Raw genomic sequence first — 20,130 nt, forward strand, 5'->3', positions numbered from 1 at the left:
CGATCGTACGGCGGGGCAGGTGCTGAAACAGTGCCGATCAAGTGACGCACTGAACACGCCATGACACGGACGGGTACGAGCCATGTGCCGGGCGCCGGGCGGCGGACGGCTCAGAGCCAGTCGCGGCGCTTGAAGACGACGTACAGGCTCACGCACACCACGCCCATCAGCGCGATGGCGAACGGGTACCCGAACGCCCAGCGCAGCTCCGGCATGTGTGTGAAGTTCATGCCGTCTCCTCCATGCGCCGGCGTACGGCGGAGAGGTCGGGGGCGTCCGCGTGACGGACCGTCAGGACGAAGCCGGGGCCCGGGGAGACGTGGAGTTCGCCGAAGTCGATCTCCTCGGGCGCGTCCAGGTACCGTGCCGCGCGCAGGACGACGAAGAGGGTGTCGCCGTAGCGTTCGAGCTTGGGGCGCTGGTGGGCCTCGTTCGCGTCCTCGACGGCGAGGGGTGCAGGTCGAACTCGGTCGTCAGGGAGTGGAGTTCGGACTCCGCGGGGCGGGCGAGGCCGATCCAGGCCATGCTGTCGGGCTGTTCGCGCAGTTCGCGGTAGGTGTCGGCGAGGATGGCGGGGGAGGAGACGCGGACGCCGTCGCGGTAGAGGGCCGCGTCGATCACACCGCCGGGTTCCGTGCCGCCCGCCTCCCCTTCGGGGCGCCGTACCTCCTTGCAGGGAAACCTCGCGCCACGCCTCGTCGCCCAGCGCATCCTGTCCGCCGGCCCGAATCCCGACGCCCGCCTGTTCACCGGCCCGCGCGGCGGACGCATCTCCACCGCCGTCCTGCGCGACGCGACACACTGGGACGACGTGGTCACCAGGCTCGGCTACGAGCAGCTGCGCCGCCACGACCTCCGGCACACCGGACTGACCTGGTTCGCCGACGCAGGCGTGCAGGTCCACGTCCTGCGACGCATCGTCGGCCACGGCTCCCTGACCACCACTCAGCGCTACCTGCACCCGGACGTACACAAGATCACGGCCGCCGGGGCGGCGCTCTCCGCGCACCTCAGCGTGCTGCGCGCACCACGCTCACTGCCGAGTCCGATCGTCGTGACCCGCTGACCTCGGTCAAGGACGCCGGTCCCCAACTGGTCCCCAACAATGGTCAAGGGCCGGTTCCGGATGTCTCCGAAACCGGCCCTGACCTGCGACTGTCTCCAGTCGGGACGACAGGATTTGAACCTGCGACCCCTTGACCCCCAGTCAAGTGCGCTACCAAGCTGCGCCACGTCCCGGTGCCCGTTGACCTGGGGTTTCCCTGGTCGAACGCGCATGGAAACCATACCGCACTCGGGTCGGTGGTCGCGCACTCCTTTTCCGGTGCGGGCCGTGTCACTCCCCGCCGGACCGTCCCAGCTCCGGATGGGCTTCCAGCAGGCGGGGCGGGGCCGCCTGACGCCAGGAGTCGGCGAGGATGTCACGCAGTTCGCCCTCGTCCTCCAGAGCGGCGAGCCGGGCCCGGACCCAGGCGAACTGGGCCTCGTGGTCGGCGATCCAGAACTTCTCCGGCTCGGCCATGACCAGTTCGTCGCGCTCCTCCTTCGGGCACCGCACGGCGATGGAGGTCTCGTCCTCGGGCAGCGTGGCGAACATCTTCCCGGCCACCCGGAACGTGGGCATGCTCCAGGCGGTCTTCTCCGTGGTGTCCGGCAGGGACAGGGCGATACGGCGTACGTCTTCGGCGTCCGGCATGCCCCGCACGGTAACCCCTCGCACTGACAGTCACCGGGCCGCGGCCTCGGGACGCTTGTGGTTGCGACTGTTCGCGCTGGTTGACACGTGGTCGCGATGGTTGCCACGAAGCCGGGCGGGAAGCTCAGCACCGCCACCGGACCCGCCCGCCCGCCCCAGAACGGCGGCAACCGTGGTCGGTGAAGCGGCGGATGCGAGCAGCAGGAGATCCAGCACGAGGCCGGAACGAGGGTGACCCGCAGGGTGTGTCGACCGAGTACGCGGCGCCACTGGCCAGCCTGATGGTCGAGGTCTTCGACGGCCGCAGGGCCGACGTGACCGACACCGTCGTCCTCCGGTGGAGCCTGACAAGACCAACAGCCCAAGATCATGATCAAGTTCAGAGAACACGTCAAGCTCGGCAGGACCCTCTACTCGGTGCCGTGGCGGCACATCGGCCGCAAGACCTATGGCACGGTGTCATCTGTCGCGACCAGTCGCACGAGGTGCTTGTAGTAAAGCGTCGTCGGGCGCAGCACTCCGGCGGGGCTCGCCGCGTAGTCGGGGATGACGCCGGCCCGGGTCCAGCCGGCGGAGCGGTACAGGTGCTCGGCGGGGCTGCCGGTCTCGGTGTCCAGGTGCAGCAGGGTGATCCCGGCCGCGCCGGCCGCCTGCTCCTCGGTGGCCAGCAGCCTGCCGCCGAGGCCCTGTCCGCGGGCGTTCCGGTGGACCATCAGCTTGACGAGTTCGGCGCGGTGCCGGCTGTTGGGCTTGCCGGGGAAGGCCAGGCCGACGGTGCCGGTCACCCGGCCCGCGCCGTCCAGGGCCACCCAGACCGCGAGGTGCCCGGCGGCCACGGCCGCCGCCCGCTCCCGCCACCAGGCGGCGGCCTCCGCGCGGCCGAACGGGGCGAGGAAGCCGACCGAGGCGCCGCCGGCCACGGTGTCGGCGAGCAGGTCCGCCAAGCCGGCCACGCCGTCGCGCACCTCGGCGTCGTTCCAGCGGAGGACTCTCATGGCCGCACCACCGCCAGCAGGTAGCGCGCCTCGCATGGACCGGTGCTGCGGAAGCGGGTCGGCCCGAAGACGCGCATCCGCAGGCAGTCGCCCGCCTCGACGCGGTGGTCCGCCTCCCCCACGGTCACGTCGAGTACGCCCTCCAGGAGCCACAGGTGCTGTTCCAGTCCGGGCACGGGCGGACGGTCGTAGGCGATGTCGGCGCCCGGCGTGAGCCGGCCCTCGACCAGTTCGCCGCGCAGACCGGCGTGCGACGGGGACACGGACCGGCGTACGAAGCCGGAGGCGCGGTCCTCCCACACCTGCTGCTCGGCGGCCCGTACCAGGGGGGCGGGTGCCGTCTCGACCTCGCTGAGGAGCTGGGACATGGTCCGCCTGTAGACATGGCAGAGCCGGTTGAGGAGCGCGGCCGTGGGGCTGGTCTCCGCCCGCTCCGCCCGTGACAGGGTGGACCGGCTCACTCCGCTGCGTTCCGCCAACTCCCCGAGGGACCAGCCGTGCTGGGACCGGAGTTCGGCGAGCCGGGCACCGATGCGGTCGTCGATGGGGTCCGCTTCCCCAAGGTCTTCTCTCATATCCGGGACGATATCCCGGATATGAGACGTGCGGGTTACGGAAGCCTCACGCCCGCGCCGCCTCGCCCAGCGCGTCCAGTACGGGGCGGATCAGCGGGTGTCCCTCGGCTCCCCGCCGTACGGCGGCGAAGACGCGGCGGGTGGGGGCCACGCCGTCGACGGGGCGGACGACCACGCCCGTCAGGTCCATGCCGCGCAGGGCCGAGCGCGGGACGAGGGCGACTCCGACATCGGCCGCGGCCAGGGCGACGACCGCGCGGAAGTCGTCGGAGGAGTGTTCGAGGCGGGGCTGGAATCCGGCGTTCTCGCAGGCCAGGACCACCACGTCGTGGCACGGGTTGCCGGGGTAGGGGCCGATCCACGGGTCCTTGGACAGGTCCGCGAGAGGCACCTCCCCGGCTTCCGCCAGCCGGTGGGTGACCGGGACGACCGCGTCGAAGGGCTCGGCGTACAGCGGGACATGGGTCAGCCGGGGGTCGTCGGCGGGGGGCGCCCCGCGGTACTCGACGGCGACCGCCACGTCCACCTGCCGGTCGAGGACCATCGGCAGGCTGGCGTCGCCCTCGGCGTCCTGGACGCGGATGCGTATGCCGGGCGCGGACTCGGCGAGGCGGGCCACGGCCGGTGCCACGACCTGGGCGATGCCGGTCGCGAAGGCGGCCACCGTGACGGTGCCGGCCTCGCCCGACCCGTACGCGGCGAGTTCCGCCTCGGCCCGCTCCAGCTGGGCGAGGACCGCGTTGGTGTGGCCGAGGAGGATCTCGCCGGCCGGGGTCAGCCGTACGCCCTTCGCGCCGCGCTCGACCAGCCGGTGGCCGGTCTCCTGCTCCAGGGCCGCGAGCTGCTGGGAGACGGCGGAGGGCGTGAGGTAGAGCGCGGCGGCAGCCGCGGTGACCGTACGGTGGTCGGCCACCGCACGGAGGATGTGGAGCCGCCGCGCTTCGATCATGCGGTCAATTATCGCAAGGTGTCCGCGCTGGTCAGGCCTCCAGCTCGGCACGCGCCGCCACGAACGCGTCGACCGCGCGGTTCACGTCCTCGGTGGAGTGGGCGGCGGAGAGCTGGACGCGGATGCGGGCCTGGCCCTGCGGCACGACCGGGTAGGAGAAGCCGATCACGTACACGCCCCGTTCGAGGAGCAGCTCGGCCATGCGGCCCGCCTTCGCCGCGTCGCCGATCATGACGGGCGCGATGGCGTGGTCGCCGGGGAGGACGTCGAAGCCCTGCTCGGTCATCCGGCGGCGGAACAGCGCGGTGTTCTCGTTCAGCCGGACCCGCAGGTCGTCGGCCGCCTCCAGCAGGTCGAGCACCTTCAGCGAGGCCGCCGCGATCACGGGCGCGAGGGTGTTGGAGAAGAGGTACGGGCGGGAGCGCTGGCGCAGCAGGGCGACGATCTCGGCGCGGGCGGCGACGTAACCGCCGGAGGCGCCGCCGAGCGCCTTGCCGAGGGTGCCGGTGACGATGTCGACGCGGTCCATGACGCCGTGCAGTTCGGGCGTGCCGCGGCCGGTGGGGCCGACGAAGCCGACCGCGTGGGAGTCGTCGACCATGACCATCGCGTCGTAGCGGTCGGCGAGGTCGCAGATCTCCGCGAGGGGCGCCACGTACCCGTCCATGGAGAACACGCCGTCGGTGACGATCAGGCGGCGCCGGGCGTCGGAGGCCTCCTTGAGCTTCGCCTCCAGGTCGGCGAGGTCGCGGTTGGCGTAGCGGAAGCGGCGGGCCTTGGACAGGCGGATGCCGTCGATGATGGAGGCGTGGTTGAGGGCGTCGGAGATCACCGCGTCCTGCTCGCCGAGAAGGGTCTCGAAGACACCGCCGTTGGCGTCGAAACAGGAGGAGTACAGGATCGTGTCCTCCTGGCCGAGGAAGGCGGACAGCCGCGCCTCCAGCTCCTTGTGCACCTCCTGGGTGCCGCAGATGAAGCGCACGGACGCCATGCCGTAGCCCCAGCGGTCCAGGGCCGCGTGGGCGGCGGCGACGACCTCGGGGTGGTCGGCGAGCCCGAGGTAGTTGTTGGCGCAGAAGTTGAGGACCTCGCCGGGGCGGCCGCCCGCGGTGACGGCGACGGTCGCGGACTGCGGGGTGCCGATCACGCGCTCGGGCTTGTGCAGGCCGGCGGCGCGGATCTCGTCGAGGGTGGCGCGCAGGTCGTCGCGCACGGAGTCGAACATGGGGAAGCTCCTGAAGGTGCTCGCGCGGAAAGGGTCCGGGGTGCGTGAAGGGCGTGCGTGAAGGGCGTTACGCGGTCCAGTCGAGGATGACTTTCCCGCCGCGGCCGCTCGCCGCGTCGGCGAACGCCGCCTCGAAGTCCCGGTAGTCGTACCGGCCGGTGATCACGGGTGCGAGGTCCAGGCCGCCTTCCAGCAGCACCGACATCGCGTACCAGGTCTCGAACATCTCCCGGCCGTAGATGCCCTTGATGGTGATCATCTTGGTGACGATCCGGGCCCAGTCGACGGGGAACTCTTCGGCCGGCAGGCCGAGCATGGCGATCCGGCCGCCGTGCGTCATGTTGGCGATCATGTCCCGCAGGGCCTCGGGGCGGCCGGACATCTCCAGGCCGATGTCGAAGCCCTCGCGGAGGCCCAGTTGCCGCTGGCCGTCGGCGACGGTGGCGTCGGAGACGTTCAGGGCGAGGGTCGCGCCGGTCTTGCGGGCGAGGTCGAGCCGCTCCTCGCTGACATCGGTGATCACCACGTTCCGGGCGCCCGCGTGCCGGGCCACGGCGGCGGCCATCAGGCCGATCGGGCCGGCGCCGGTGATCAGGACGTCCTCGCCGACCAGCGGGAAGGACAGCGCGGTGTGCACGGCGTTGCCGAACGGGTCGAAGATCGCGGCGACGTCGAGGTCGACGGGGACGCGGTGCACCCACACGTTGGCGGCGGGCAGGACGACGTACTCGGCGAACGCGCCGTCACGGCCGACGCCGAGGCCGACGGTGGCACGGCACAGATGACGGCGCCCGGCCAGGCAGTTGCGGCACTTGCCGCACACCAGGTGGCCCTCGCCGCTGACCCGGTCGCCGATCCGTACGTCGGCGACGTCCCGGCCGGTCTCCACGACCTGGCCGACGAACTCGTGCCCGACCACCAGCGGGGTGCGGATCGCCTGCTGCGCCCAGCCGTCCCAGGACCGGATGTGCAGGTCGGTGCCGCAGATGCCGGTCCGCTGGACCTTGATCAGTACGTCCCCGGGTCCGACGGCGGGCTCGGGCACGTCCGCGAGCCACAGCCCGGGCTCCGCCTTTTCCTTGACCAGCGCCTTCAACGCTACGGCTCCTGTGGGTGTGATCCCGGTCCGCGGGCATGCCGAAGGCACCCGTGTCCGGGGAGAGGAGTGGATTCGCGTAGCAATCTGCCTCAAGTGGCGGCTGTGGTCCATCGAGGATTTCTTAAGCGGTGCCACAGCTCCGCTTCACAAGGCCCACTTCAGGGGCCTCGCGGCGGCGGTCACAGCGGGAATCCGTCGTACGCGCGCCGCTCGAGGCGTACGGCCAGTTCCGCGGCCCGGGCCTTGATGGTCTCCAGTCCCGCCTTCCCCCAGGGCCGGGGGGTGACGTCGGCGACGCACACCGTGCCGAGCACCATCCCCGTGCTGTCGATGAGCGGGGCGCCCAGGTAGGAGTGGATGCCGTACTCGTCGACGACCGGATTGCACGCGAACCGCGGGTAGTCGCGGACGTCCTCCAGGACCAGCGCCTTGTGGCGTACCACCACATGGGGGCAGAACCCGTGGTCGCGCGGCAGCCGGCGGCCGACCTCGGGCCGGGTGCCGTCGGCCTTCACGAACGGCCCGGTGACCGGCGTGCGCAGGCCCGCGAAGAACTGCCGTTCCGCCCCGATGAAGTTGACCATGGCGTACGGCGCGCCGGCGAGCTCGGCGAGGTGGTCCGCGAAGGCGTCGAGGGCGGGCTCGGGGCGCTCCCCCAGGCCGAGCAGGTTCAGCCGCCGGGTGCGGGCGGGGGCCTCCTTGTCCTCGGGCGTGAGCAGCAGACCCCGGGCCGGGCGCGGCGGGTCGTAGCTCATGACCGGGCTCCGTGGCTCGGCACGTGCGCCGGGGAGTGGGCGATGAGGTGGCGTACGAGGGTGAGCAGCGTCTGGACTCCGGAGGAGGAGATACGGGCGTCGCAGCGGACGACCGGGATCCCGGGGTCGAGGTCGATGGCGGCGCGCACCTCCTCGGCGTCGTAGCGGTAGGACCCGTCGAACTCGTTGACGGCGACGACGAAGCCGAGGCCGCGTTCCTCGAAGAAGTCGACCGCCGCGAAGCATTCCTCCAGCCGGCGGGTGTCGGCCAGGATGACGGCGCCGAGCGCGCCTTCGGACAGCTCGTCCCACATGAACCAGAACCGCTCCTGCCCGGGCGTGCCGAACAGGTACAGCACGTGGTGCGGGTCGAGGGTTATGCGGCCGAAATCCATGGCCACCGTGGTCTCGATTTTGTTCTCGATGCCGTCGAGGCTGTCGGTGGCGGCGCTGACCGTGGTGAGCAGTTCCTCCGTGCTGAGCGGGGCGATCTCGCTCACCGCGCCCACGAAGGTCGTCTTGCCCACTCCGAACCCACCGGCCACCAGGATTTTCAGCGCGGTGGGGAACGGGTCAGAGCTGTCGTCGTAGTCCATCGAGCACTGCCTCCAGAAGGGACTGGTCAGTGGGTTTGTGGTGGAAGGCGGGGGGCTTGGTGGTGAGCGCCCCGCCGTCGACGAGGTCGGAGAGCAGCACCTTGGTGACCGCCACCGGGAGCCCCAGATGTGCGGCGACCTCGGCGACCGGGACGGGTGCCCGGCACAGTTCGAGGGCCTGGGTGTGCTCGGGGCCGAGGTAGCCGAGGGGGGTGACTCCGGTGGCCATCACCTGCGACATCAGGTCGAGCGCGATGGTGGGCCGGGTGCGGCCGTTGCTGACCGTGAAGGGGCGCACCAGCCGTCCGGCCGCGTCGTCGAGCCAGGGCCCGTCGCCGGCCGCGGCCACCCTCAAGGCCTCGTCGCCGTGGGGTCGACGGCATGCTGGCGGGGCGCGGTCACCAGGTAGGGGCGGACGCTCTTGACCAGCATGGCCATCTCGTAGCCGAGCACGGCCGCGTCGGCCTCGCGGCCGGCCAGCACGGCCAGGCAGGTGCCGGAGCCGGCGGTGGTGACGAACAGCAGGGCCGAGTCGAGTTCGACGACGACCTGCCGGACGTCTCCGCCGTCGCCGAACCGGACGCCCGCGCTGCGGCCGAGCGAGTACAGGCCGGAGGCCAGGGCGGCCATGTGGTCGGCGCTGTCGGGGTCGAGGCCGTGGACGGACTTCACGAGCCCGTCGCAGGACAGGAGCACCGCGCTGGTGGTGTGCGGTACACGCTGGACGAGGCCGCTCATCAGCCAGTCGAGGTCGGAAACCTGGGCGGTCGGCGCATCGCTCGCCATGGTGGATCGACTCCTTGGGGTACGAAGGTCTGCGGGAGCGCTGGGGGTGGGGGCAGGGGTGGTCATCCGGCCGGTGCGCTCCCGTCGGGCCGGACGGTGAGATCGAGGTGGGCCGGGCCCAGGGGGCCGGGCGCCGTGGGGGCCGGCCTCGTGTGTGCCGCATCCGTGTGTGCCGGCTCCGTGTGGCCCGTCCTCGTCGGCTCTCCCGAGAGGGCATCGGCCTGCTCCAGGTGCTGCTGGGCCTCGGCCAGGCCGATCCCCCGCTGGAAGGCGGCCATCAGGCCGGGGTCGTGGCCGACGAGGGTGTCGCTGTCCTGGCGTGGTGCCGGGCCACCCCGGAGCTGGGGCACGATGTGCTCCTGGGCGCGGCGCCGGGGCAGTCGGGGCTTGCCCATGGTGCCGCGCACCGTGCCGCCGTCTCGCGGGGTGGGGGGTGTGGCCGTGTTCTCCACGACCGTGCGCCGCTCGTCGGGCCGGATGCCGGGGGTGGCCTCCGCGGGTGTGGGCCGCGCCTCGTGGGCGCCGCGTACCGGCAGGGGCGGCGGGGCGCCCTCGTCCGCCGGGGCTCCCACCCGGCCGGGGCCGCGCTGCGCGTGCCGGCCCGGCCCGTCGCCGGCGGCCGGCCGGCTCCCGTGCGCGGTGCCGTCGCCCCGGAGCCCGGCCCGCGCCGTCCTTCCGTCCGCTCCGCTCCGGGGCTGCGGGACCTGCGGAGCCTGCGGCGGCTGATGCGGGGCCTGCGGAACCGGCGGGATCGGCGGGATCGGCGCAGCCGAGGGCACCGGGATGTGTCCCGTGCCCGCATGACCCGCGTCCGGTGCGTCGTCCGGCTCCGTGCCCAGAAGGCCCTGCGGCACGACGAGGACGGCCTGCACACCGCCGTAGATGTTCGACTGCAACCGGACGGTGATGCCGTGCCGCCGGGCGAGCTGCGAGACCACGAAGAGGCCGATGCGCCCGTCCGCCAGCAGGCTGGCGACATTGACCTGGTCGGGGTCGGCGAGCAGGGCGTTCATCCGGGCCTGCTCGTCGACCGGCATGCCGAGCCCGCGGTCCTCGACCTCGACGGCGAGCCCGGAGGTGACGAGGCTCGCGCGGAGCAGCACCTGGGTGTGCGGGGCGGAGAACAGCGTGGCGTTCTCGACGAGTTCGGCCAGCAGGTGGATGACGTCGGCGACGGCGTGCCCGCGCAGCCGGCCGTCGACGGGCGGGACCAGCCGGACCCGGGAGTACTGCTCGACCTCGGCGATGGCGGAGCGCAGCACCTCGGTCATGGAGACCGGGTTGCTCCACTGCCGCCGGGAGACGGCGCCGCCGAGCACGGCGAGGTTCTCGGCGTGCCGCCGGATGCGGGTGGCGAGGTGGTCGACGTGGAACAGGCCCTTGAGCAGGTCGGGGTCCTCGATCTCGTTCTCCAGCTCGTCGAGGGTGGAGATCTCCCGGTGCACCAGGGACTGAAGCCGCCGGGCGAGGTTGACGAAGACCTCGAGTTTCTGTTCGCTGCCCGCCTGGCTGGAGAGCTGGGCCGCCTGGACGACGGCGGCGAACGCGCCGTCGTGGGCGCGGGCGAGGTCGGCGGCGAGCAGTTCGAGGTCGTCGGCGTCCTGCGGGGGTCCGCCGCGCGGCTTGCGCGGGGCCGGGTTCTCGCCCTTGCGCAGGGCCTCGACCAGGGCCCGCAGGTCGGCCTCGCCACGGGCGGCGCTGCGGCGCAGGGCGCCGACCCGGTCGCTCACCGAGCGGGCGGTCCGGTCGGCGGCGACGGCGGCGATGAGGATGCCGGCGACGGTCACCGAGACCGATCCTGAGAGCACGGCCCACAGGGTGAGGCCGGGGCGGACTCCGGCGGAGCGGACGGTGACCAGGACGGCCGCGCTGGCGCTGAGCGCGACCGCTACGGGCGGAAGTACCGCGAGACGGAGGAGCTGTGGCCGTATGTGGGTCTCGGGCAGTGCGGGAACGGGGCGGGCGACCGGCCGCCCGTGCCGGCCGCCCTCACGGCGGTCGGCGCGCGCGGCCGGTGCGCGGAGGTGAGACATGGGTGTCCTCGTGCTGGTCCGGCGGGCACAAATCGGCCCTGCGTCGTCCGACGGACACTCACAGTAGTCGCCTCGGCATCATGTGCGGTGGGCAGTTGACAAAGTCCCCCAGGGAGGGTCCCGCTCTGGTATGAGGCGTCGTACGACAGACCGATAACCCTGCCGGAAACACCGGAACGGAGTCGTAAATTCTCGATCTGACCTGGTCGGATGCGGTCACGAACAGACCGCGAGGGCCGGGGAGTTCATGACTCCCCGGCCCTCGCCGGCCCTCCCCGGCCCTCGCCGGCCCTGCGTCGTGCGGCTGCCGTTCCGCGGCGCTCAGCCCGCCGGAACGGCCGCCGGGTCCCCTTCGTCCTCGGCCGTGCCGCCGGGGGCGTCACCGGCCGTGTCGGCCCCCTGGGCCTGGGCCTGGACCTTGGCCGCCGAACCTGCGGTGACCCGCACCGCGGCCTCCGTGACCGTCTCCGGCCAGCCGCCCGCAGGGGCGAGGGCCACATCGCGCCACCACGGCTCGGAGGGGACGGTCTCGGCGGTGGGTTCGAAGGGCTCGCCGGGGCGGGGCAGCGCGACGCGGGCGCCGGCCTCCCGGGCGGCCGCGACGGTGCCCTCGCCGGGCTCCGCCCAGGGGTGGGGCGCCAGGTTGAAGGTGGCCCAGTGGATCGGCAGCATCACACCGGAGGCGGCCTGACCGCCCTGGAGGTCGAGGTGGGCGCGCACACCCTCCTCGGGCGTCATGTGTATGTCGGGCCAGAACTCGCTGTAGGCGCCGATCTGGATCATCGTGGCGTCGAACGGGCCGTGGTCGGCGCCGATGTCCTTGAAGCCGTCGAAGTAGCCGGTGTCGCCGCTGTGGTAGATCCGGTGCTCCTCGCCGGTGACGGCCCAGGAGGCCCAGAGGGTGTGCTGGGTGTTGCGCAGCCCGCGTCCGCAGAAGTGGCGGGCCGGCGTGGCGGTCAGGGTGAGACCGGCGACCTTGGTCGCCTCGTGCCAGTCCAGCTCGCGCAGCCGGCTCTCGGACACACCCCACTGCTCGAGGTGGGCCCCGACGCCGAGCGGCACGGCGAAGAGGGTGTCCGTCCCGGCCAGCGCCTTGATGGTGGGCATGTCCAGGTGGTCGTAGTGGTCGTGGCTGATGACCACCACGTCGACCGGGCCGAGCGCGGCCAGCGGCAGCGGCACCGGGTGCAGCCGCTTGGGCCCGGCGAACGGGAACGGGGAGCAGCGCTCGCCCCAGACGGGGTCGAACAGCACGCGCTGCCCGTCGATCTCCGCGAGCACGCTCGAGTGGCCCATCCAGGTCAGCCGCAGCCCGGTGGCGGGCGGCCGGGCGAGGTCGGCGAGCGTGGTGGGGTGCACCGGGACGGTGCCGTGCGGGGAGCGCCGGGGGCGGGTGTCCTTGTCGAGGAAGACCTTCGCCAGGTCCAGGGTGGAACCGGAGGGCCGGGTGCGGGCGGTGCCTCCGGGATTCTGGAAGACACCGTCCTTGAAGTGGGGCGATCTGCGGATGCGGGCCAGGCGCTCACCGCCGGGCTCCGCGCCGAAGGCCTCGGGCCGCAGCGCGCGCAGCCCGGAGCTCAGGGAACCCAATCCGGTCACGGTACCTCCAGGTGGAGTCGGCGAGGTCATCCATTATGGTGGCCCGCTTCGACAACCGGGGACGGGGTCCGGTTGTTCCTTGCCCCGCCGGCCGGAGCCCCGATATCGTCGACACTCCACTGTACTGACCGGCCGTTCAGTAGACGGTCCGGCCGCCGTTTCCGGGAGCCCCGCATGACGACCCCCCTGATGTCGCTGGTCTGGACGGACCACGTCACCGGACGCCAGGGGTTCCTGGTCGTCGACCGGCTGGTGCGGGGCGTGGCCAGCGGCGGCTTGCGGATGCGGCCCGGCTGCACCCTCGAGGAGGTGACCGGGCTCGCCCGCGGCATGACCATGAAGGAGGCCCTGCACTACGACCCCGCAAGCCGGTACGTGCCGCTGGGCGGCGCCAAGGGCGGCATCGACTGCGATCCGCGGGACCCCGGGGCGTACGGGCTGCTGGTGCGCTACCTGCGTGCGATGCGGCCGTACGTCGAGAGCTGCTGGGCCACCGGTGAGGACCTCGGCCTCACCCAGGACCTGGTCGACCGGGCCGCCGCCGAGGCGGGGCTGGTGTCCTGCGTCCAGGCCGTGTACCCCTTGCTCGACGACGAGGCGGCGGCCCGGCGGCGGCTCGCGGACGCCTTCGCCGTCGAGGTGGACGGCATCGGCCTGGACGAACTCGCCGGCGGCTGCGGGGTGGCCGAGTCGGTGCTCGCGGCGCTGGACCGGGCGGGGGTCCCCCATGCGGGCACGCGGGTGGCGGTGCAGGGGCTGGGGACCATGGGCGGAGCGACGGCGCGGTTCCTCGCGCGCGCGGGTCTGCGGATCGTGGCCGTGGCCGACATCAAGGGCACGATCGCCAACCCGGCCGGTCTGGACACCGAGGCGCTGCTCGCCGCGCGGGACGCGTACGGCACCGTGGACCGCGCGGTGCTGCGCCCCGGTGACCGGGAACTGCCGGGCGAGGCCTGGCTGTCCGCCGAGGCGGAGGTACTGGTGCCGGCGGCGGTGTCGTACGCGATCGACGCCGCCGGCCAGGAGCGGATCACCGCCCGCTGGATCGTCGAGGCGGCCAACATGCCGGTGCTGCCGGAGGCGGAGGACCTGCTGTCCGCGCGCGGGGTGACCGTGCTGCCCGACGTGGTGGTCAACTCCGGTACGAACGCCTGGTGGTGGTGGACCCTCTTCGGGGACGTCGGCCCGGACGCCGAGGAGGCGTTCGCCCACACCCGGCGCTCGATGCGTGCCCTGATCGACCTGATGCTCGCGCGCGCGGAGGCCGACGGCACGACTCCCCGGGCCGCCGCGCACGCCCTGGTGGCCGACCGGCTGCCGGTGATCGCGGAGCGCTTCGGGTGGTACCGCTGACCGGACGGCCGGACTGCGTCGCTGCCGTGCCCGCGTGACCGATTAGGGTGACGGCGTGGCGAGAGTGCGGTTGAGCGTGGCGGAGCGGCGGGAGGAACTGCTGCGGGCCGCCGTCGAGCAGATCGAGGCGCGGGGCGTGGCGGCGGTACGGATCGCCGACGTGGCCGCGGTGCTCGGTGTGAGCAACGCGCTGGTGCTGTACCACTTCTCGACGAAGGAGAAGCTGGTCGCCGCCGCCTTCACGCACGCGGCCGAGGGCGACCTCGCGCATCTGCGCAAGCTGCTGGGCCGTCGCACGTCCGCACTGCGCCGGCTGCGGGCCGCCGTGCGCTGGTACGCGCCCACCGGCCAGGCCAAGGGCTGGCGGCTGTGGATCGAGGGCTGGGCGGTGGCGCTGCGCGAGCCCGCCCTGCGGGAGGTCACCCGCGATCTGGACCGGCAGTGGAAGGCGGCGATCGCCGAGGTCATCGCCGAGGGCGTCGGGGCGGGCGAGTTCGACTGCCCGGACCCCGCCGCCACGGCCATGCGCCTGACGGCCCTGCTCGACGGCCTCGCCGTCCAGTTGACGTCCTACGCCGGCGCGGTGCCCCGCTCCCGCGCCCAGGAGTGGGTGGACGAGGCACTGGCCCGGGAACTGGGCCTGGACCGGGAGAATGTGACGGAACGCTGACGCTCCGCGCGGGCGGCAGAGGCCGCGGCACCGGAGGCCACGGCCGGTGGCGCGGGCGCCCTCGGCCTGGAGCGCCCGGCCGCGCGTACGGGGGCCGGCACTCCTCGGCGCGGGCGGCGCCCCGACGGGGGTGTACCCGGCGGCGGCAGGGCGGCAGGGGCATCGCTCCCGCCCGCGCATGACCGCGCTGGAATCGCCCGCGCCCGCTGCCCGGCGGCTGAGGCCGCGCCGGCCGGGGACCGTGCGGGCCCGTCCCCCGATCGCCGGGGGCGGTACGGCACCGCAGCCCGGCGCCGTACCGCCTCCGGGCAGCCACCGCCGACCCCCGGAGGGAATCCGCTCAGGCCACCGAGGCGATCCGCGTCCTGATGTCGTCCGGGGACAGTGCGCCCTTGGCCGTCACATGGTCGCCGGATGACTCGCCGCGCAGCCGGCGGCCGATCCACGGGACCAGGTACTCGCGGGCCCAGTGGACGTCGTCGCGGCGGATGTCGAGCGTGCCCCGGGGCGGGAGCGGCGGCCAGGGCTGCTCCGGGTCGGCGGGGACGTCCAGGCCGAGCACCTGGCCGGCCCGCAGGGCCACGCGCGTGTGCCCCTCGGCCGAGAGGTGGAGCCGGTCGTGGTCCCAGGCGCGCCGGTCCTGGACCGTCCTCAGGGACCACAGGTCGAGGACGGGACAGCCGTAGCGGTCGGCGATGGCCCGGACATGACCGTTGTACGTGGCGATCTTGCCGCGCAGATGCTTGAGCACGGGCACGCCACGCGTGTCGAAGCCGGTCGTCACCATGACCGTGCCCGCGACCGAGGTGAGCTGTGCCACCGCCAGCTCGAAGCGCTCGGCCACCTCGTCGGGGTCGGTGCCGGGGCGGATGATGTCGTTGCCGCCCGCGCAGAAGGACACCAGGTCCGGGGCGAGTTCGACGGCGCGCGGGAGCTGGTCCGCCACGATCTGGTCGAGCAGTTTGCCGCGTACCGCGAGGTTCGTGTACCGGAAGTCGCCCTCGGGCCGCCGGTCCGCGAGGAGCACCGCGAACCGGTCGGCCCAGCCGACGAACTCCCCGTCCGGCCCGGGGTCGCCCACGCCCTCGGTGAAGCTGTCCCCCACCGCCACGTACGACCCGATCACTGATCTGTTGTCACTCTTCGAATCGTCTGCCACATCGGCCCATGATTCACCTTCCGATGTGACCTACGCGACCGTAATACGGGGTTGACGGACGGTGAGATAAGCCACGGCGCCGAAAGGCGCCGGACGGGAATACACCCGCGTGCACCGAAGGCCGGACCCGGGGATCAGGGGTCCGGCCTTCGGTGGTCCGAGCACCGCGCTTGTCAGGCGACGGCGACGCCGTGCGAGCGGAGGTAGCCGACCGGGTCCACGTCCGAGCCGTAGTCCGGCGTGGTGCGGATCTCGAAGTGCAGGTGCGGGCCGGTCACATTGCCGGTCGCGCCGGAGAGGCCTATCTGCCGGCCCGCGGCCACGGTCTGCCCGGCCGAGACGGAGATCGAGGACAGGTGGCCGTACTGCGCGTAGTAGCCGTCGGCGAGCCTGATCACGACCTGGTTGCCGTAGGCGCCGCCCCAGCCGGCCGAGACGACCGTGCCCGCGCCCACTGCCTTGACGGAGGTGCCGGTCGGGACGACGAAGTCGACGCCCGTGTGGTAACCGCTGGACCACATGCCGCCCGGCACGTGATAGCCGGTGCCGATGGCGGCACCCGACACCGGGAGGGTGAAGCCGGTGGCGGCGTTCGGCGCCGCGGCGGACGACGGCTGGGTCCGCGTGGCCGAGCGCGAGGTCGAGGGCGTGCTCGCGCGCGAGGAGGACGAAGTCTTCTTCTGGTCGGAGGACTTGGTGCTCGTGCCGGTCCCGGCGGCCTTCTTGCCGAGGGTCAGCTTCAGGCCTGGGTGGATCAGCGAGGGATCGCTGCCGACGGCCTCGCGGTTGTCCGCGTAGAGCCGGTGCCAGCCGCCGCGGACGTTCTGCTCATCGGCGATCTTCGCGAGCCAGTCGCCCTCGTGGACCGTGTAGGTGCGCGCGCCCGAAGGCGCGGCGGCGGCCTTCTTCTCGGCCACCGGCACGGCCTGGACGGCCTTTTCGGAGACGGAGTCCTTCGCGGTGGCCGCGGAGGCCGCATGGGCGCCGGTGGCCCCCATGAGGGGCAGCGCCAGCGCGGCGCCGCCGGTTCCGGCGAGGGCGATGGAGCGGGTGAAACGCCGGTTCTTGGGACGGCGGTGCTTACCCTTCGCGGGCATGGCGGATTCCTCTCCGGCGCCTGCGAGGTGAGCTGTCGGGTTCGGGCTGGAGCTGCCCGGCCGCCCACGGAGCGCGGCTTCACCCCTAGCCGTCCCGGAGACCGGGACAGGCAGTCGTACCTGGTGGGTCCCCCGCTCCTGCCGTGCACGGGTGAGTGTGTCCGGGCTCCGGGCGGCGGCAGGATTCGGCGTTCCGTCCGGATTGGTGGCGAACGTAAGCGAGCGGGACGCGAAGGGACAAGCAGATGGTTCCCCCTGTCCGCGTTTCGCTTGATCCGTTGCGGGAATTCCCGGTCACCCTCCGTGAATTCCCTTCTTCTCCACCCCTTCAAATCCGAGGAAAACCATACGGATTACGTGAACATGACGCACAACGGACGGTCACGAATATGATGCTCATCACCCACTCGACCTCCATGACCCCCTATTTCATGGTTAGTTGCAATGAAGGGTCCAATTCGGGCATATTACTCAGATGCGACGCAGGCGGAGAACCGTCGCATCGAGGTCACCGCGCAATTCCGTGCGCAGCCCGTGGTGCAGCAGGACGGCACCTCGATGGATTTCGCCCGTTTCACGGCATTCGTACGACGCCGTGGGATCGAGCCCGCGCAGCCGCAGCGCGGGGACCGGCTCGCCGTACCGCTGCGCCTGGAGCCAGGCGAGTACGACCGTCTCGTCCCCGAGGACGTACTGCACCGCGCTCAGCCCGCCCTCCGGCGGCCGCAGCCGATGAAGGTCGCCGCGCTGCACGACCGGGCGGATCTCCTTGTAGAGCTCCACCCACTCCCGGGCCTCGGCGAGCTCCTCCTCCGTCCATTCCGAGAGGTCGCCACCGACGCCGAGGACCCCGGCCATGGCACTCACGAAGCGGAACTTCAGGGAGCTGACCCGGTCGTTGAGCTGGGTGTTCGGGCTGTCGGTGACCCAGGCGGCCATGACCCGCGCGGGGTGGACCTGGCTGAAGCCGTGCTGGATGGCCAGCCGGTCCAGCGGGTCGGTGTTGTCGGAGGTCCACACCTGGTCCGTACGGCTCATGACACCGAGGTCGATCCGGCCGCCGCCGCCCGAGCAGGACTCGAAGGCGACGCCCGGGTGGGCCGCCCGCAGCCGGTCGAGGAGACCGTAGAAGCCGCGGACGTGGTCCACCCACAGTCGCTGCGGGTACGGCTCGCCGGGCCAGCCGGCGTCGGTGAAGCAGCGGTTGAAGTCCCACTTCACATAGTCGACCGGGGCGCTGGAGAGGAGCCCGTCGAGCTGCTCCCAGAGGTACTGCCGGACGTCCTCGCGGGCGAGGTTGAGGACGAGCTGATTGCGGAACTCCGTCCGCTTTCGTCCAGGTTGGAACTGCACCCAGTCGGGGTGGGCGCGGTACAGCTCGCTGTCCGGATTGACCATCTCGGGCTCGACCCAGATGCCGAACTGCATGCCGAGGGCGTGCACATAGTCCGCGAGGGGCCCCAGGCCGTTCGGGAAGCGGTCGGGGTTGGGCGTCCAGTCGCCGAGGCCGGCGCGGTCGCTGGTGCGGGCGCCGAACCAGCCGTCGTCGACCACGAACAGCTCGACGCCGACCGCCGCCGCCCGCCGGGCGAGGGTCGCCTGCTGCTCCTCGGAGATGTCGAAGTTCGTCGCCTCCCAGGAGTTGAACAGCACGGGCCGGTCCCGGTCGGCGTCCGGGATGACGTACGCCCGCTGGTAGGCATGCCAGGCACGGCTGGCACCGCCGAAACCGCCGTCGCTCCACAGGCCCGCGAAGACGGGCGTGGTGTACGACTCCCCCGGCGCCAGGGACAGCAGGCCCGAGTCGTCGTAGCCGGCGCCGCCGGTGATCTGTACTCGGGCGTCGGGGAGCTGGGCGACCGCGATCCGCCATGACCCCGACCAGCCGAGGGCGCAGCCGTAGACCTCGCCGTGCTCCTCGCCGGCGCCGGTGTCGAGGGCCACCCAGGGCAGGTGCTGGTGGCCGGTGTGGCCGCGCCGGCTGCCGATCACCTTGTCGCCGTAACTGAGCGGCGCACTTGTCAGCCGGGACTCGGCGGCCCACCGGCCGTGCAGCTGGGACAGCCGCCAGCCGTCCCGGTCGGGCAGGGTCCAGGTGGCGGCGTCGGCGCGCAGCAGCTCCACGCGCGCGTCACCGCCGTTGCCGACGGTCACCCAGCGCTCGACGACGTCCCCGCGCATCCGGTAGTGGAGCGTGACGGTCAGACCGCCGTCCCGGAAACGCAGCCGCAGCCCGTCGCCCTCGGTGTCGTACGCCTCGAAGGTCCACTCGGTGCCGCGCCGCTCCTCGGTGCGCACGGACAGGGCGGGCCGGACGAAGCGGGGGCCGCCCTCCACCGGGTACTCCTCGCGGCCGTCGAGCGGGGATTCGAAGGGCCAGTAGCCGGGCAGCGGACGGACGGCGAGGGCCTCGGCGTCGGCGAGCGCGATGCGCGGGCCCCAGTGGAGGTGGAGCAGTTCGTGCGCCTCCGTGAGGTGCAGCGCATAACTGCTGGTGGGCCCCGTCAGGAGCCACGTACGACCGTCTTCGGCGATGTCCACCATCAACCCTCACAGGTGTCAACAGATCCGCTCACGCACCAACATCATCAAGGTTTTCCGGCCCCGGAGGCAACGCCTGTGGACAACTCATTGCCTGAGAAAACCGATGTCGTATCGTCGTCAGCGTGCCCGCCGGCGAGCCGCGACGGCGGGAGCGACGCAAGGAGCCCACGTGACGCAGCAGGTCCCGTCGACCGAGCCGGAGCTGGCCGGAGTACGCAATTTCCGGGACGTGGGCGGCCTGCCCACGGCGGACGGACGGCGGGTGCGGTCCGGGGTGCTGTTCCGCAGCGGTCATCTCGCGCACGCCACCGATCAGGACGCGGCGTTCCTCGCCTCCCTCGGCCTGCACACGGTCTTCGACTTCCGCAACGCGGCCGACAAGAAGCTCGAGGGCCCGGACGTCGAGCTGCCCGGCGTGCGCAATGTGAACCTGCCGCTGAGCGACCCGGCGGACGGCGCCGAGTTCTGGAAGATGGTCCGCGACGGCGACCTCGACCAGCTACGCGTCATCCTCGCGGACGGCAAGGCGGCGAACCGGATGATCACCTCGTACCGCAGGATCGTGACGGAGCGCACGGCCGAGCACTCCCAGGTGCTGCACGCCCTCGCCGAGGACAGCGTCCCCGCGCTGATGCACTGCGCGGCGGGCAAGGACCGCGCGGGCATCTCCATAGCCGTGACACTCCTCGCGGTGGGCGTGGAGCGCGAGGCGATCGTCGCCGACTACCTCGAGTCCAATGCCAAGCACCGCCGTTACCGGGTGCGCCGCAACGGCAGCCCGGACACCGCGTACACCCCCGAGGTGATGGAGCTGCTCAGCCCGCTCTTCGACGCGCGCGCCGAGTATCTGGCGGCGGCCTTCACGAGCCTCGAGGAGACGTGGGGCGGGGTCGATGCCTACCTGGAGCAGGGCCTGGGACTCACCCCTCGGACCCGGGAGCGGCTGCGCGAGCGCCTCCTCGACTGACGGCGGCTGACGGCAGCTGACGGCAGGTGACA

At 72.5% G+C, this 20,130-nt stretch carries 19 protein-coding genes, 1 tRNA gene, 2 pseudogenes and 1 riboswitch; of the genes and pseudogenes, 4 read left to right on the forward strand and 18 right to left on the reverse strand.

Annotated features, from left to right (window positions below; all coding sequences use genetic code 11):
* Positions 1-110: 110 nt before the first annotated feature.
* The gene (locus ACWGJM_RS15145; RefSeq protein ID WP_453412118.1) at positions 111-230 is read right to left on the reverse strand and encodes a CorA family divalent cation transporter; all 120 of its coding nucleotides are present in this window, start codon (positions 228-230) and stop codon (positions 111-113) included.
* Positions 231-232: 2 nt separating this feature from the next.
* Positions 233-621, reverse strand: a pseudogene (locus tag ACWGJM_RS15150) (CorA family divalent cation transporter); the annotation flags it as partial.
* 73 nt (positions 622-694) lie between these two features.
* Between ACWGJM_RS15150 and ACWGJM_RS15155 the strand changes: the two are divergent.
* Positions 695-1,066: pseudogene (locus ACWGJM_RS15155) on the forward strand (tyrosine-type recombinase/integrase); the annotation flags it as partial.
* A gap of 99 nt (positions 1,067-1,165) precedes the next feature.
* On the opposite strand, the gene ACWGJM_RS15160 reads toward ACWGJM_RS15155, so the two are convergent.
* The 13 genes from ACWGJM_RS15160 to ACWGJM_RS15220 form a co-directional block, all read right to left on the reverse strand.
* A tRNA-Pro gene (locus ACWGJM_RS15160) sits at positions 1,166-1,239 on the reverse strand.
* Positions 1,240-1,336: 97 nt separating this feature from the next.
* Entirely contained in the window at positions 1,337-1,696 is a 360-nt protein-coding gene (locus tag ACWGJM_RS15165) for an MmcQ/YjbR family DNA-binding protein (RefSeq protein ID WP_453412119.1), read from the reverse strand.
* 446 nt (positions 1,697-2,142) lie between these two features.
* Positions 2,143-2,691 carry a GNAT family N-acetyltransferase gene (locus tag ACWGJM_RS15170; RefSeq protein WP_453412120.1) on the reverse strand — a complete coding sequence of 183 codons (549 nt, stop codon included), beginning with the start codon at positions 2,689-2,691 and terminating at the stop codon, positions 2,143-2,145.
* Positions 2,688-3,266 carry a helix-turn-helix domain-containing protein gene (locus tag ACWGJM_RS15175; protein ID WP_453412121.1) on the reverse strand — a complete coding sequence of 193 codons (579 nt, stop codon included), beginning with the start codon at positions 3,264-3,266 and terminating at the stop codon, positions 2,688-2,690. The genes ACWGJM_RS15170 and ACWGJM_RS15175 overlap by 4 nt, the downstream gene beginning before the upstream one ends.
* Positions 3,267-3,312: 46 nt before the next feature.
* Complete coding sequence (locus tag ACWGJM_RS15180) at positions 3,313-4,215, reverse strand: LysR family transcriptional regulator (protein ID WP_453412122.1); 903 nt, start codon at positions 4,213-4,215, stop codon at positions 3,313-3,315.
* Between the two features lie 31 nt (positions 4,216-4,246).
* Complete coding sequence (locus tag ACWGJM_RS15185) at positions 4,247-5,440, reverse strand: glycine C-acetyltransferase (protein WP_453412123.1); 1,194 nt, start codon at positions 5,438-5,440, stop codon at positions 4,247-4,249.
* A 67-nt stretch (positions 5,441-5,507) separates the two neighbouring features.
* Positions 5,508-6,536: an L-threonine 3-dehydrogenase gene (gene tdh / locus ACWGJM_RS15190; RefSeq protein WP_453412124.1), complete on the reverse strand. Its 1,029-nt coding sequence runs from the start codon at positions 6,534-6,536 to the stop codon at positions 5,508-5,510.
* A 182-nt stretch (positions 6,537-6,718) separates the two neighbouring features.
* Positions 6,719-7,294 carry a GAF domain-containing protein gene (locus tag ACWGJM_RS15195; RefSeq protein WP_453412125.1) on the reverse strand — a complete coding sequence of 192 codons (576 nt, stop codon included), beginning with the start codon at positions 7,292-7,294 and terminating at the stop codon, positions 6,719-6,721.
* Positions 7,291-7,890, reverse strand: coding sequence for a GTP-binding protein (locus ACWGJM_RS15200; protein ID WP_453412126.1), 600 nt, complete (start codon positions 7,888-7,890; stop codon positions 7,291-7,293). The genes ACWGJM_RS15195 and ACWGJM_RS15200 overlap by 4 nt, the downstream gene beginning before the upstream one ends.
* Positions 7,868-8,239, reverse strand: a complete 372-nt coding sequence (locus tag ACWGJM_RS15205) for a DUF742 domain-containing protein (protein WP_453412127.1) — start codon at positions 8,237-8,239, stop codon at positions 7,868-7,870. Before ACWGJM_RS15205 ends, ACWGJM_RS15200 begins: the two co-directional genes overlap by 23 nt.
* A 2-nt stretch (positions 8,240-8,241) precedes the next feature.
* On the reverse strand, positions 8,242-8,676 hold the full coding sequence (locus ACWGJM_RS15210) for a roadblock/LC7 domain-containing protein (protein ID WP_361446690.1): 435 nt from the start codon (positions 8,674-8,676) through the stop codon (positions 8,242-8,244).
* Positions 8,677-8,738: 62 nt separating this feature from the next.
* Positions 8,739-10,709, reverse strand: a complete 1,971-nt coding sequence (locus tag ACWGJM_RS15215; protein WP_453412128.1) for a sensor histidine kinase — start codon at positions 10,707-10,709, stop codon at positions 8,739-8,741.
* Positions 10,710-11,030: 321 nt separating this feature from the next.
* The gene (locus tag ACWGJM_RS15220; RefSeq protein WP_453412129.1) at positions 11,031-12,308 is read right to left on the reverse strand and encodes an MBL fold metallo-hydrolase; all 1,278 of its coding nucleotides are present in this window, start codon (positions 12,306-12,308) and stop codon (positions 11,031-11,033) included.
* A 174-nt stretch (positions 12,309-12,482) separates the two neighbouring features.
* On the opposite strand from ACWGJM_RS15220, the gene ACWGJM_RS15225 reads away from it, so the two are divergent.
* Entirely contained in the window at positions 12,483-13,661 is a 1,179-nt protein-coding gene (locus tag ACWGJM_RS15225; protein WP_453412130.1) for a Glu/Leu/Phe/Val dehydrogenase dimerization domain-containing protein, read from the forward strand.
* 55 nt (positions 13,662-13,716) lie between these two features.
* Positions 13,717-14,331, forward strand: coding sequence for a TetR/AcrR family transcriptional regulator (locus ACWGJM_RS15230; protein ID WP_453412131.1), 615 nt, complete (start codon positions 13,717-13,719; stop codon positions 14,329-14,331).
* A 340-nt stretch (positions 14,332-14,671) separates the two neighbouring features.
* Here ACWGJM_RS15230 and ACWGJM_RS15235 read toward each other — a convergent pair whose 3' ends face one another.
* From ACWGJM_RS15235 to ACWGJM_RS15245, 3 genes are all read right to left on the reverse strand, one after another.
* Complete coding sequence (locus ACWGJM_RS15235) at positions 14,672-15,457, reverse strand: SGNH/GDSL hydrolase family protein (RefSeq protein WP_453412248.1); 786 nt, start codon at positions 15,455-15,457, stop codon at positions 14,672-14,674.
* 206 nt (positions 15,458-15,663) lie between these two features.
* On the reverse strand, positions 15,664-16,587 hold the full coding sequence (locus tag ACWGJM_RS15240) for a M23 family metallopeptidase (RefSeq protein WP_453412132.1): 924 nt from the start codon (positions 16,585-16,587) through the stop codon (positions 15,664-15,666).
* A 4-nt stretch (positions 16,588-16,591) separates the two neighbouring features.
* Positions 16,592-16,751, reverse strand: a riboswitch (cyclic di-AMP (ydaO/yuaA leader).
* A gap of 307 nt (positions 16,752-17,058) precedes the next feature.
* Positions 17,059-19,131: an alpha-galactosidase gene (locus tag ACWGJM_RS15245; protein ID WP_453412133.1), complete on the reverse strand. Its 2,073-nt coding sequence runs from the start codon at positions 19,129-19,131 to the stop codon at positions 17,059-17,061.
* A gap of 169 nt (positions 19,132-19,300) precedes the next feature.
* Between ACWGJM_RS15245 and ACWGJM_RS15250 the strand changes: the two genes are divergently transcribed.
* The gene (locus tag ACWGJM_RS15250) at positions 19,301-20,098 is read left to right on the forward strand and encodes a tyrosine-protein phosphatase (RefSeq protein WP_453412134.1); all 798 of its coding nucleotides are present in this window, start codon (positions 19,301-19,303) and stop codon (positions 20,096-20,098) included.
* Positions 20,099-20,130: the final 32 nt, after the last annotated feature.

Source organism: Streptomyces sp. NPDC054834, from assembly GCF_053611185.1.